This is a genomic window from Vibrio sp. OPT41, assembly GCF_015163595.1.
GTDB lineage: Bacteria > Pseudomonadota > Gammaproteobacteria > Enterobacterales > Vibrionaceae > Vibrio > Vibrio alginolyticus.
In genome coordinates, this window is record NZ_JADDYH010000029.1 from 53,609 (window position 1) to 66,015 (window position 12,407).

The 12,407-nt window shown below is 43.3% G+C and carries 11 protein-coding genes; 3 read left to right on the top strand and 8 right to left on the bottom strand.

The annotated features are described in order from the left end of the window. Positions 1-22 precede the first annotated feature (22 nt). The 5 genes from crr to cysZ form a co-directional block, all read right to left on the bottom strand. Positions 23-532 carry a PTS glucose transporter subunit IIA gene (crr, locus tag IQP38_RS13095; RefSeq protein ID WP_005382041.1) on the bottom strand — a complete coding sequence of 170 codons (510 nt, stop codon included), beginning with the start codon at positions 530-532 and terminating at the stop codon, positions 23-25. Between the two features lie 121 nt (positions 533-653). Further along, on the bottom strand, positions 654-2,378 hold the full coding sequence (gene ptsI, locus IQP38_RS13100) for a phosphoenolpyruvate-protein phosphotransferase PtsI (protein ID WP_017634829.1): 1,725 nt from the start codon (positions 2,376-2,378) through the stop codon (positions 654-656). 140 nt (positions 2,379-2,518) lie between these two features. Then, positions 2,519-2,776 carry an HPr family phosphocarrier protein gene (locus IQP38_RS13105; protein ID WP_005382043.1) on the bottom strand — a complete coding sequence of 86 codons (258 nt, stop codon included), beginning with the start codon at positions 2,774-2,776 and terminating at the stop codon, positions 2,519-2,521. A gap of 300 nt (positions 2,777-3,076) precedes the next feature. Beyond that, on the bottom strand, positions 3,077-4,045 hold the full coding sequence (gene cysK, locus IQP38_RS13110; protein WP_005382045.1) for a cysteine synthase A: 969 nt from the start codon (positions 4,043-4,045) through the stop codon (positions 3,077-3,079). Between the two features lie 164 nt (positions 4,046-4,209). Continuing rightward, positions 4,210-4,953, bottom strand: coding sequence for a sulfate transporter CysZ (cysZ, locus tag IQP38_RS13115; RefSeq protein ID WP_025998633.1), 744 nt, complete (start codon positions 4,951-4,953; stop codon positions 4,210-4,212). Between the two features lie 251 nt (positions 4,954-5,204). Here cysZ and zipA point away from each other — a divergent pair, with 251 nt between their 5' ends. From zipA to IQP38_RS13130, 3 genes are all read left to right on the top strand, one after another. After that, positions 5,205-6,161, top strand: a complete 957-nt coding sequence (zipA, locus tag IQP38_RS13120) for a cell division protein ZipA (protein WP_017634828.1) — start codon at positions 5,205-5,207, stop codon at positions 6,159-6,161. 90 nt (positions 6,162-6,251) lie between these two features. Beyond that, positions 6,252-8,264: an NAD-dependent DNA ligase LigA gene (gene ligA / locus IQP38_RS13125; protein WP_017634827.1), complete on the top strand. Its 2,013-nt coding sequence runs from the start codon at positions 6,252-6,254 to the stop codon at positions 8,262-8,264. A gap of 510 nt (positions 8,265-8,774) precedes the next feature. Further along, a complete protein-coding gene (locus IQP38_RS13130) occupies positions 8,775-10,184 on the top strand; it encodes a hypothetical protein (protein ID WP_005382055.1) in 1,410 nt (469 codons plus the stop codon). Positions 10,185-10,520: 336 nt separating this feature from the next. Here IQP38_RS13130 and IQP38_RS13135 read toward each other — a convergent pair whose 3' ends face one another. From IQP38_RS13135 to IQP38_RS13145, 3 genes are all read right to left on the bottom strand, one after another. Further along, positions 10,521-10,700, bottom strand: a complete 180-nt coding sequence (locus IQP38_RS13135; protein WP_054576689.1) for a hypothetical protein — start codon at positions 10,698-10,700, stop codon at positions 10,521-10,523. A 324-nt stretch (positions 10,701-11,024) separates the two neighbouring features. Then, the gene (locus IQP38_RS13140; protein WP_017634826.1) at positions 11,025-11,486 is read right to left on the bottom strand and encodes an NfeD family protein; all 462 of its coding nucleotides are present in this window, start codon (positions 11,484-11,486) and stop codon (positions 11,025-11,027) included. A gap of 3 nt (positions 11,487-11,489) precedes the next feature. After that, entirely contained in the window at positions 11,490-12,407 is a 918-nt protein-coding gene (locus IQP38_RS13145) for an SPFH domain-containing protein (protein WP_005382060.1), read from the bottom strand.

Sequence of the window (12,407 nt, forward strand, 5' to 3'; positions counted from 1 at the left end):
TTCGTGTTCGATTAAGTAAAAATTACTTAGTTACACGTAGAACTGGAGTTTCACCAACAGTTACAGAACCAGAAAGCTTGTTTAGCTCTTTGATTTCGTCCATGTTAGAGATAACAACTGGAGTTAGCGTTGACTTCGCTTTCTCTTCTAGAAGAGCTAGATCGAATTCAATTACAGTGTCGCCAGCTTTAACAGTTTGACCTTCTTCAGCGATACGCGTGAAGCCTTCGCCTTTTAGTTCAACTGTGTCGATACCGAAGTGAACGAAAAGCTCAACACCGTCGTCAGACTCGATAGAGAACGCATGGTTAGTTTCGAAGATCTTACCGATAGTACCGTTTACAGGAGCTACCATTTTGTTGCCTGCTGGCTTGATAGCAATACCGTCACCAACGATTTTCTCAGCGAAAACAACATCTGGCACGTCTTCGATGTTTACAATCTCACCAGAAAGTGGCGCGATGATTTCGATAGCACCAGCGTCAGCGCTGTCATCAGATACAAGCTTCTTAAGTTTGTCAAACAGACCCATTGTGTCATGCTCCTAAGGTTTGGTTTTATTCTGTCGAATTATAGTATACCAATATAGCTCATTAGACGACTTTTTTCGCCGTCTAATGGCCATTAAGTATTGAATTACTTGGTACTACCGATTACTGAGCTTTCTCAGCAATAAACTTTTCTACCACGGCTTCGATTTCTTCTGCTGTTGGTAGAGAAAGGGCTTCTTCAGCCATTGCTTTCACTTCTGCGAAGTTAGAGTTACGAACTACTTTCTTCACTTTAGGGATTGAAATGCCGCTCATTGAGAACTCGTCCAGACCCATACCTAGAAGTAGAAGTGTTGCACGCTCGTCACCTGCAAGTTCACCACACATACCAGTCCATTTACCTTCTGCGTGAGAAGCGTCGATAACTTGCTTGATCACTGTAAGTACAGCTGGTGATAGTGGGTTGTATAGGTGAGAAATCATCTCGTTACCACGGTCAACCGCTAGCGTGTACTGAGTTAGGTCGTTTGTACCGATAGAGAAGAAAGACACTTCCTTCGCTAAGTGGTGTGCGATCGCAGCAGCAGCAGGAGTTTCAACCATAACACCGATTTCGATGTTTTCGTCGAACGCGTGGCCTTCAGCGCGTAGCTCTTCTTTGTACTCTTCGATCGCTTTCTTAAGCTCACGGATTTCTTCGACAGAGATGATCATTGGGAACATGATACGCAGTTTGCCGTGTGCAGAAGCACGTAGGATGCCACGTAGCTGATCACGAAGGATTTCACGACGATCCAGACTGATACGTACAGCACGCCAACCTAGGAATGGGTTCATCTCTTTTGGAAGATCCATGTATGGGAGATCTTTATCGCCGCCGATATCCATAGTACGGATGATCACAGCTTGACCGTTCATTGCTTCCGCAACTTCTTTGTACGCTTGGTACTGTTCTTCTTCAGTTGGTAGCGCAGTACGGTCCATAAATAGGAATTCAGTACGGTACAGACCAACACCTTCACCGCCGTTACGAAGGATACCGTCACAGTCTTTCACTGTACCGATGTTACCGCAAACTTCTACACGGTGACCGTCAGTCGTTTCTGCGTGTAGGTCTTTCAGTTTCGCTAGCTCTTCTTTTTCAGCTAGGAATGCTGCTTTAACCGCTTTCGCTTCTTCTAGCTCAGCTTCTGATGGGTTAACAACAATCTTGTTGTTCATTGCGTCAAGAATCAGCATGTCGCCATTCTTAACTTTCTTCGTGATGTCGTTAGTACCAACGATAGCTGGAAGCTCAAGTGAGCGAGCCATGATTGAAGTGTGAGATGTACGACCGCCGATATCACAAGCAAAACCAAGCACGTAGTCTAGGTTAATTTGCGCAGTTTCAGATGGCGTTAGGTCGTAAGCAACAAGAATTACTTCTTCGCTGATATCGCTAAGCGAAACAATGTTGATGCCTAGTGCGTTCTTAACAAAACGAGAACCGATATCGCGGATGTCAGTTGCACGCTCTTTTAAGTATTCGTCATCTAGAGACTCAAGAGCACATGCTTGCTCTTCGATCACTGAGTGGATAGCGTGATCAGCAGTCATCTTGTCGTTTTTGATAAGTGCTAGGATTTCCTCTTCTAGCTCTTCGTCTTCAAGAAGCATGATGTGACCTTCAAAGATCGCTTCTTTTTCTTCGCCAAACGTTTCAAGCGCTTTTTGCTTGATAGTTTCTAGCTGAGCTGCAGATTTGTTACGAGCGTCAAAGAAACGCTGAACTTCAGCTTCTACTTGATCGTCAGAAATAGTGTTTGTGTTTAGGACAATTTCATCTTCTTGAAGTAGTAGTGCTTTACCGATTGCAATACCAGGAGATGCTAGGATGCCTGAAATCATAGCCTTACCTTAAGTTTGGTCAACTTTATAAAACGGGAGAATAATGGGTGCGCTAACGAATAGTTTTAGCTTAGTTTTGAGCCTATTTCCAACGAAGCCATTTTGCTTTCACAAAATGGCTTCTGGAGTAGGAGACCGGATTAGTGTAGTTGGTCCATTAGAGCAACTAGGTGGTCAACTGCTTGCTGAGCTTGTGGGCCTTCAGCAGAAATAGTAACTTGAGTACCTTTTACTAGGCCTAGTGTTTGTAGTTTGAACAGGCTCTTAGCGCTAGCGCTTTTACCGTTAGAAGTCACAGTGATGTCTGCGTCGAATGCTTTCGCTTCTTTAACAAACTGTGCAGCTGGACGAGTGTGAAGGCCGTTTTCTGCTGTGATTTCTACTTGCTTCTCGTACATGTGATATACCCCAATAAATGTATTTTTTTGTTAGTTTGTGACCAGATTTTAGCTTAACTGCTTTACATCTTGTGCGCTAGCACGGGAAGAGTTCAAAGCGCGTCAGTTCTGATACTAGTCAAAAGTTTGGTAACTACGCAACTGTTTGCGTGCGTAATCACTTTGAAACCTTTTTGTGTTCTGCTTCTTTATTTTGAAGCTAGAAATAAAACACCCTGATATTACCAAAGGTAGGGCAGGGATCAACAAAAAAGCCCCTAAACGGGGCTTTTTTAAACTAAAAATTGATTTGAACACATATTATTGTTGGTTCTCTTTTTCGGTAAAGATACCTGCAAAGAGTGCTGTACTTAGGTAACGCTCACCGGAACTTGGCAAGACAGTTACAATTGTTTTTCCTTCAAATTCAGGTAGTTCCGCAAGTCGGTTCGCTGCAACAACCGCTGCGCCAGATGAGATACCAGCTAGGATACCTTCCTCTTCCATTAGGCGACGAGCCATCTCAATCGCTTCTTCTGAGGTAACTTGCTCAACACGGTCAATAATGTCTAAATCGAGGTTACCAGGGATGAAACCAGCACCGATACCTTGAATTTTGTGCGGGGCAGGTTGGATTTCTTCGCCAGCAAGTGCTTGTGCAATAACCGGAGACTCTGCTGGCTCAACTGCAACAGAAGTGATGGCTTTGCCTTTTTCACCTTTGATGTAACGGCTTGTACCTGTAATAGTACCGCCCGTACCAACACCAGCAACGAATACGTCGATTTCACCGTCTGTCGCTTCCCAAATCTCAGGGCCCGTAGTCTTTTCGTGGATTTCTGGGTTCGCTGGGTTGTCAAATTGTTGAAGAAGTAGGTACTTCTCAGGGTTGCTTGCTACGATTTCTTCTGCTTTAGCAATCGCCCCTTTCATGCCTTTCGCCGCTTCAGTCAGCTCAAGGTTCGCGCCTAGTGCTTTTAGTAGCTTACGGCGTTCTAGGCTCATTGATTCAGGCATGGTCAATGTTAGCTTGTAACCGCGAGCAGCCGCTACGAATGCTAGAGCAACACCAGTGTTACCACTGGTAGGTTCTACAAGCTCTACACCTGGCTTAAGAAGGCCCGCTTTCTCTGCTTCCCAAATCATGTTTGCACCGATACGGCACTTAACACTGAAGCTAGGGTTACGCGCTTCAATTTTTGCGAGAACTTTGCCTTTACTTACTTTGTTTAGACGAACGAGAGGTGTATTACCAATAGTAAGAGAGTTATCTTCGTAGATTTTGCTCATAGTGATGTTCCTTCATTACACGTTGTGTGAATATGGATAGAAGAATATGCGGTATGAAAAAAAGGGAAAAGGATTAAAAAGTTATATCTTATTAGGTTGGCCCAGAACTTGATAAAAGAAAAGGGAAAAGCTGGCGCTGATCCCTTTCCTTAATCTCTAATCGACTATCGTTGGTGCTTAAACTCCGCGACCCACATAGCGGTTGCACCACATATTGCTACAGGCATGACAATGAGGTTCAAAATTGGGATCGTCGTAAACACAGACACCAATACCCCAAAGCCATAGGCCTTACCTTGCTTTTGTTTCAATTTGTAACGCATGTCGTTAAATGGGATTTTATGGTTATCAAACGGGTAGTCACAATATTGAATCGCGAGCATCCAGGCGGTAAAGATAAACCATAAAAATGGGCCTACTGTTTGTCCAAGGGCAGGGATGAGCAATAATAGGAATAGGCCTATTGCTTTAGGTAAAATGTAAAGGAGCTTTCTCCACTCACGAGCTAAAACGCGAGGAACATCTTTCAGGACGGCAGTGAAACCATCATCATTTACTTTTTGTCCCGTTAAGTACTCTTCCACTTTTTCAGCCAAGAGGCCATTGAATGGCGCGGCGATAAAGTTCGCGAGCGTGCTGAAAAAATAGGAGAAGGTAGCGAGTATCGTCAGAGCGAGTAAAGGCCAAAGAATGTAAGTTAACCAGGATAAAAACTCAGGCAGCTGCCCAATCCAGCCTTCTATCCATATATTAAGGTTTGAAAATAGATAGAAGATGGCACCACCTACAAGCAAGATATTTGCAAGTAGAGGTAAGATGACAAAGCGCCTGATTTTAGGGGCAAGTGCCAATTGTATCCCGTATAGAAAATAACCGAACCCGGTTCTCTGCTGATTGTTTTGCTTCATGTCTATTTTGGCTTCGTGTAAATGAAAACTCATTGTACCTGTGAGGACTTTTCTTTCAATGCCCTGACAAATGACGTCTTGTTAAGTGGAATCGTGGCAAGAATCACAACAAAAAACGGAACTTCTTGCATTAAGTTGTTCTAAATCTACATATAGTTTTGGTAAAGTAAACGTATCATTCAGATTTATTGCACTTGGGTTGCTGCTCAAGGAACTGCGAGTAGTAAAAACAAGTATATTGAGAGTAAATAATGCAGGAATTGCGATTCGTACTCATTGTTGTTGGCGCATTAGCCATCGCGGCATTACTGTTTCATGGTTTATGGAGCAGTAAAAAAGAAGGCAAAGCAAAGTTTGGTAACAAGCCACTTGGTAAGCTGGATGTTGACCAAGAAGACAAAAATGATCTTGTTGAGAAAGAACGAGACTTCGCTCCCGCTCCTGAAGATGACTTTGAGATCATTCGCAAAGATCGCAAAGAGCCAGATTTTGGGATGGCGAATTCTTTCGACAACAAGTTTGAATCTGACCCGTTATTCGGTGGCCCATCTGAAGTCAAACAGACGCAGCAGGAGCCGGATGACATCCCTTCATTTGTTGCAGAAAAAGATAAAGAAGAGGACGTTGAGCCTGTTGTTCAAGCAACAGTAGCTGAAGAGCCATTCCAGCCCGCTGTGGAAGAAGACGCTATTCCCGCCGCGTTTGATATTACGGAGAAAGAACAGCAAGTCGAAACGGTTAGTGAGCCTGTCGTTGCAGAGCCTAAGGAAGAGCCAAAGCCAGCACCTGAAATGCAAGTGATTGTATTGAATGTGCACTGTGCTGGTGAAGAGCCATTTGTTGGTACTGCTTTATTTGAAAGTATGCAACAAAACGGTCTAATTTATGGCGAGATGGATATTTTCCATCGTCATGTTGACTTGTCCGGTAACGGCAAAGTGCTGTTTAGCGTCGCTAATATGATGCACCCTGGTACGTTTGAGCATGCTGATCCTGCTGAGTTTACAACGAAGGGTATTTCATTCTTCATGACATTGCCTTGTTATGGCGAGGCTGAACAGAACTTCAACTTAATGCTCCGAACTGCACAGCAAATTGCTGATGACTTAGGTGGTAACGTACTTGATGACCAGCGCAACTTAATGACGCCAGATCGTTTAGCATCTTATCGACGTCAAATAGTTGAGTTTAATGCCGCTAACGCATAATCTTAACAGCAAATAATAATAGGGCTCCGGATGGAGCCCTTTTTCTTGGATTTCCCAACCTCACCGATTGAAAATACACGGGGCTTTACTATGTCTGAATCAGTACTTCAGCGACTAGAAGAACTAAAAGAGTCGTTGCATTACCACGCTGTGCGTTACTACGTGGAAGATAACCCAGAGATCCCTGATGCCGAGTACGACCGTTTAATGCGAGAGTTACTGGATATTGAAGCTGAGAACCCTGACTTAATAACCGTAGACTCGCCAAGCCAACGTGTCGGTGGACAACCTCTCTCTGCGTTTAGCCAAGTGACACATGAAGTACCGATGCTTTCGCTTGATAACGCGTTTGATGATAGTGAACTTGATAGTTTCCACAAGCGCGCACAAGAGCGCGTGGGCAGCCAGAGTGTGAAAGAATACTGTTGTGAGCCTAAATTGGATGGACTCGCCGTAAGTTTGTTATATGAGAATGGCGTGTTAGTTCAAGCGGCCACTCGAGGCGATGGTACTACGGGTGAAAACATCACAGAGAATGTGCGTACGATTAAAGCCATTCCTTTAAAACTCAGAGGTAATGACTGGCCAAATCGTCTTGAAGTTCGTGGTGAAGTCTTTATGCCGAAAGTTGGGTTTGAAAAGCTCAATGAATTAGCAAGGAAGAAAGGCGAGAAAATCTTTGTTAATCCACGTAACGCTGCGGCAGGTAGCTTACGACAATTGGATTCACGTATTACGGCTTCTCGTCCGCTTAGCTTCTATGCATACAGTGTAGGCGTGGTGCAAGGCGCAGAATTGGCAGCAAGTCATTACGAACGCTTTTTGCAAATCAAATCTTGGGGACTGCCAATGTGTCCGGAAACTAAGCGAGTTGAAAGCTTGGCGGATGTAAAAGCTTACTACCAAGATATATTGCAGCGTCGTGATGCCCTCCCTTATGAGATCGATGGTGTCGTTATTAAAATTGACGATATTGCCGTGCAAGAGCGTCTGGGGTTTGTTGCTCGCGCTCCACGTTGGGCGATTGCCTACAAATTTCCAGCTCAGGAAGAAATGACGACACTGAATGAAGTGGAGTTCCAAGTCGGTCGCACTGGTGCGATTACACCTGTTGCTAAGCTAGAGCCTGTATTTGTTGGCGGGGTAACGGTAAGTAATGCGACGCTTCATAACGCAGATGAGATAGAACGTCTGCAGGTCAAGATTGGTGATCACGTTGTGATCCGCCGTGCTGGCGATGTTATTCCGCAAGTCGTATCTGTCATCAAAGAGCGTCGACCAGAAACAGCTCGAGATATTGTTTTCCCAACTCAGTGTCCTGTTTGTGGTTCGCATGTTGAGCGGATCGAAGGAGAAGCGGTAACACGTTGTATGGGGGGCTTAGTTTGCCAAGCCCAACGCAAACAAGCGCTAAAACACTTTGTTTCTCGTAAAGCGTTAGACGTTGACGGTTTAGGCGATAAAGTGATCGAGCAGCTTGTTGATCGTGAGATGGTGAAAACTCCTGCTGACTTATTTAAGTTATCAGCGGGGATTTTAACCGTACTAGATCGCATGGGGCCAAAGTCTGCGCAGAATATTGTGAATGCGTTAGAAAAATCCAAAGAAACAACTTTACCTCGGTTTTTGTATTCACTGGGGATCCGTGAAGTTGGCGAGGCAACCGCAGCAAACTTAGCAATGCACTTTAAAACGTTGGGAGCGATCCAAAATGCTACCGAAGAGCAGTTGATTGAAGTGCAAGACATCGGTGCTGTGGTTGCTCAACATATTACGACTTTCTTTAGTGAAGAACAGAACCAAGCGGTGGTTAAAGATTTGCTTGAACAAGGAATTCATTGGCCAGAGATTAATACTACTGAGCAGGTGGGGGAATTACCATTAGAAGGTAAAACAGTAGTATTAACGGGAACACTTTCTCAACTGGGGCGTACAGAAGCCAAAGAAGCCCTCCAAGCACTGGGGGCTAAAGTGACGGGTAGTGTTTCTAAGAAAACCGATATTTTGTTTGCTGGTGAAAATGCAGGTTCGAAGCTCGCAAAGGCACAAGAACTGGGTATCGAAATTAAAACAGAACAAGACTTACTCGAACTGATGAATTAAGTCTTCTCAAAAAAGCTAAAAAATAACTAAAAGCCCCGTATGCTAAGCATGCGGGGCTTTTTCTTGTTCATAATTAAGTGTTTTTTTATTGAGTAATTGATGCCTTTGTTCTTTTCAGTGATCAAGATCGAACCTTGGGTTATTGGTTTTTTTGGCTTTTTTAGTCTGCGAGTGACTTCAAGTTGATACTTTCAAGTTCAATTTAAGTGTTTGATTTTAAATAACAATTTGTTGTGTTGTGTTGATGTTGTTAAAAATAAGATCTGGATCAATAAGTTATATGGAACTTTGGAGTGGCTCATATTTTTTTAGAAAAAAAATAAGTTCCATTTGGATGTTTTTAGCTGCGAAGTTAGTCTTAATCACGTGGATACACGGTGTGTATGCAGGAACTAAAAAAAGCCAAATTAGAAATAATGAGGTTTGATCAGGAATTTACTTCTCTCCTTCGGCGGCCAACTAAAGGTGAGATAGAAAAATACAGCTATATCCATTTTTAGGAGTTTTTCCATGGACAAATTTTTTAAGGTTTCAGCGTTAACCGCAGCAATGTTTGGTGTTGTTGCTGTCGCTCCAGCTACAGCGTCTACTGAAAGTGCAGCAGGTGGCGAGTACGTAGAGAAAGTGAACGAATTTATGCAAGACTCAAGTCTGAATGCATTATTCATAGTTGATACTCGTTCACGAACTCGTACAACAGGTAAGCCCGGCGGTGAAAATGGTGACCGTTGGAGTCGTCTAAACTACTCTTCTTACAACGCAATTTTAGACTTCACTTCTGGCTACCACGATGGTTGGGTGGGCGCAGATGTTGCGGCTTACTACTCTGGCGATCTTTACAACGATAGTCTTTACAATTCAAACGAAGGCTACCTATGTAACGAAATCTCAACTTGTAACAACCTAGACTGGGGTGCAGGTGATGGTCAGCAGCTTAAAGTTTACAAAGCAGCGCTGAAATTCAAAGCAAACGAAAACTTTAATGCTCGTTTTGGTATGTTACAGGCTGGTGGTAACGGTACAATCGGTAACGTTTGGAGCTTTGTACCTGGTACTTACCGTGGTTTCGAACTGAACGCTAAACTTGGTGATTTCAACCTAAGCTACTTTGGCGCAGACCAATTTACAGCACCTTGGCTGCTTCACGAAGATGATTACGCACCAGCGCTTTGGTCTGACACTTCATGGAGCTACCTACACTCTCTAGGCCTAAACGGTAACCTAACTGACAGCTTGTTTATGCAACTTGGTTTGGGTCAAGCTACTGGCGTTCAATATGCAAATGGTGTTGACTGGGGTGCAGGTCAAGTAACTAGCTACCACAACGAAACTGACAACACTTCTTACAAGGCTTACTTGAAGTACACTGTTAGTGACCGTACAACTCTAGCATTTGATTTCTACGGTGTTGACGATGATGTGAAATACGATGGTCTAGGTTTCCACACTGGTCTATCTTTGAATCAATCTTTCGGCAAGCTAGCTTGGATGTCTGAGTTGCGCTACACAGACACAGATAACCGTGCGGACTTCGTTCCTCGTACTATTCATACATATGGTATGAACAATGGTACTTGGTCTCAGTGGTGGGACGCGCTATCTGACTGGAACAAAGCGGGTGAGCTAGCATGGTACAACCGTCTATCTTACAACCAAGGTAACGGCTGGAACTACTACCTAGGCTTTGGTTACGGTACTGGCGCTGACTCTGCAGCAAGCGGAGCATCAGGTGACTGGGATTACGAAAGCGAATACGCAGTTAACGCAACAGTATCTTACTCACTACAAAGTGGCGCGCTTAAAGGTTCTACCATTCGTTTACACGGTACAATCCTAGAACGTGATGAGTACGCAGGTGCTGGCGATGCGGATGAAACAGACTTACGTCTACAAGTTCTTATCCCTTACAGCTTCCACTAATACTTAGTGAAATAATAAAAGGAGCCGCTAGGCTCCTTTTCTATTTCACTTCTCGGCCGTCGTATATTTTGCAATATAACGGTGGCAACATATGTACATTACCGTTTGGCAACTCACACTTTATCTCTGGGCCTATCGTACGACCACCGGATGCACCATTAGCATGAGTGGTTAACGGAATTATGGCAAAAGATATTACTAATAGACCAGATAAAAATCTCATAATCATCACCTCAATATAAACTTTAAATATCTACGTACTTGTATAAACCGTGACTACGCAGAAAGGTAAGGTTGAAAAGGGCTCTTATATCAAACTAAGCTCTTACTTCTTTACTATTCCCATTCCCCACCTCTAAATCGACACATTTCACTTGGAATATTCGTAATGTCGCCACTTGGCATCTTACATTCGACTATAGGTCCCAAATTAGTTGTACCGCCGTTTCCGTTGTTGTAGGCAAAGGAAGAAAAAGAAAAAATACCGCACATCATTAAAAAGAGAAGCTTATTCATAGTACATCCTCTTACTTACCAAATAAAAAGCACTCAACTTAAATGCTTATGCGTTAAGTATGTATCCGAGGATAAAAAGATCAAAAAATAATTCAATAAAGTTTTATTTTTTAAAATAAATTTAGATCGATAATTTACCTAGATATATTTCTATCTTATTGATTGTCGTGTGTTGAATAATTAAATAATAGGAAATGGTAGGTAGGGTATTAATAATATTACTAATACTTATTTTTTTCTCGATTTTAATTAAGGTAATGAAATGAAAGCAGTTGTTTAGATTAAAGTAATGGAGCATGATTTGCCCCATTACTTTGGCATAAATTAATTTGAATCAGGCTCAATGATTAAAATAATACCTTCAACATCGGTGATTCTTACGCGGGTACCGGCTGGAAGTGCTTGATCCGATTGTGCGGACCATGTGGTATCGGCTACCTTGATGCGATTGAGCCCGACGGAAAAGTCTTCTTCAAGGATAAGAGTACGCCCAATTAACTGCTTGTACTTTTGGTTCAGATCTCTTTCTTGGTCTTCTTGCTTGTCTTTAGACCATTGTCGTCGCCACCAAAGCCAGGTGGTGATTAAGCTGAAGCTTGCAAAGCAAAGCCATTGCAATTGCCAGCTCATTGGCAAAACGGTCATGAGTGCTCCAACGATAAGTGCAGACATCCCGAGCCAGAGAAAATACCCTGCGGTACCAAGTAGCTCAACTGCTAAAAGAGCAAAGCCAAACGCTAGCCAATGCCAGAAAGAGATACCTTCCAACAAACTAAAAAAGTCCATAAATTATTCTTTATCTTGCTGTTTAAACATTTCTGCTATCCCTGCAACCGAGCCCATTAGTCCGGTTGCTTCTAATGGAAGCATAATGATTTTACCATTTTCGGCTTGACCAATGCTTTTGATCGCTTCGGTATAACCCTGTGCAATGAAGTAATTGACGGCTTGCATGTCACCTTTTGCAATGGCTTCGGAAACCATGTAAGTCGCTTTTGCTTCTGCTTGCGCGGCACGCTCACGTGCTTCTGCATGGAGAATAGCAGACTGCTTTTCGCCTTCAGCTTTTAATATCTCTGATTGTTTATGACCTTCGGCCTTTAATATCTCAGCTTGGCGAACCCCTTCTGCTTCAAGAATTTCCGCACGCTTATTACGCTCGGCTTTCATTTGCGCATTCATTGCAGCGGTCAGATCGGCTGGTGGCTGGACATCTTTAATCTCAATTCGTGTGACTTTTACGCCCCAAGGGTTTGTTGCTTGGTCAACAATCGCCAACAGCTTAGAGTTGATCATGTCGCGTTGGCTCAGCATTTCGTCCAGTTCCATTGAACCTAAAACGGTACGAATGTTGGTAAGGGTCAAGTTTCTAATAGCGTGTTCTAAATCGTTGACTTCATAAGCCGCTTTGGCAGCATCGATCACTTGAACAAATCCGACAGCGTCAATAACCACGTTAGCGTTATCTTTTGAAATGACCTCTTGCGCAGGAATATCGAGAACGCGCTCCATCATATTTACTTTTTGACCAACTTTATCAACGAATGGAATGATCAAGTTTAAACCCGGCTTTAATGTGTGGGTGTAGCGTCCGAAGCGTTCAACTGTCCAGTTGTTTCCTTGCGGAACCGTTTTAATGGCTGAAGATAAGATAACGACAGCAAGAACGACGAAAATACCGATGGTGATCAGTGAATCAATTGGCAT

Coding starts and splice junctions, on each gene's coding strand:
- crr (WP_005382041.1), bottom strand. CDS start 532: ATGGGTCTGTTTGACAAACTTAAGAAGCTTGTATCTGATGACAGCGCT.
- ptsI (WP_017634829.1), bottom strand. CDS start 2,378: ATGATTTCAGGCATCCTAGCATCTCCTGGTATTGCAATCGGTAAAGCA.
- IQP38_RS13105 (WP_005382043.1), bottom strand. CDS start 2,776: ATGTACGAGAAGCAAGTAGAAATCACAGCAGAAAACGGCCTTCACACT.
- cysK (WP_005382045.1), bottom strand. CDS start 4,045: ATGAGCAAAATCTACGAAGATAACTCTCTTACTATTGGTAATACACCT.
- cysZ (WP_025998633.1), bottom strand. CDS start 4,953: ATGAAGCAAAACAATCAGCAGAGAACCGGGTTCGGTTATTTTCTATAC.
- zipA (WP_017634828.1), top strand. CDS start 5,205: ATGCAGGAATTGCGATTCGTACTCATTGTTGTTGGCGCATTAGCCATC.
- ligA (WP_017634827.1), top strand. CDS start 6,252: ATGTCTGAATCAGTACTTCAGCGACTAGAAGAACTAAAAGAGTCGTTG.
- IQP38_RS13130 (WP_005382055.1), top strand. CDS start 8,775: ATGGACAAATTTTTTAAGGTTTCAGCGTTAACCGCAGCAATGTTTGGT.
- IQP38_RS13135 (WP_054576689.1), bottom strand. CDS start 10,700: ATGAATAAGCTTCTCTTTTTAATGATGTGCGGTATTTTTTCTTTTTCT.
- IQP38_RS13140 (WP_017634826.1), bottom strand. CDS start 11,486: ATGGACTTTTTTAGTTTGTTGGAAGGTATCTCTTTCTGGCATTGGCTA.
- IQP38_RS13145 (WP_005382060.1), bottom strand. CDS start 12,407: ATGCCAATTGATTCACTGATCACCATCGGTATTTTCGTCGTTCTTGCT.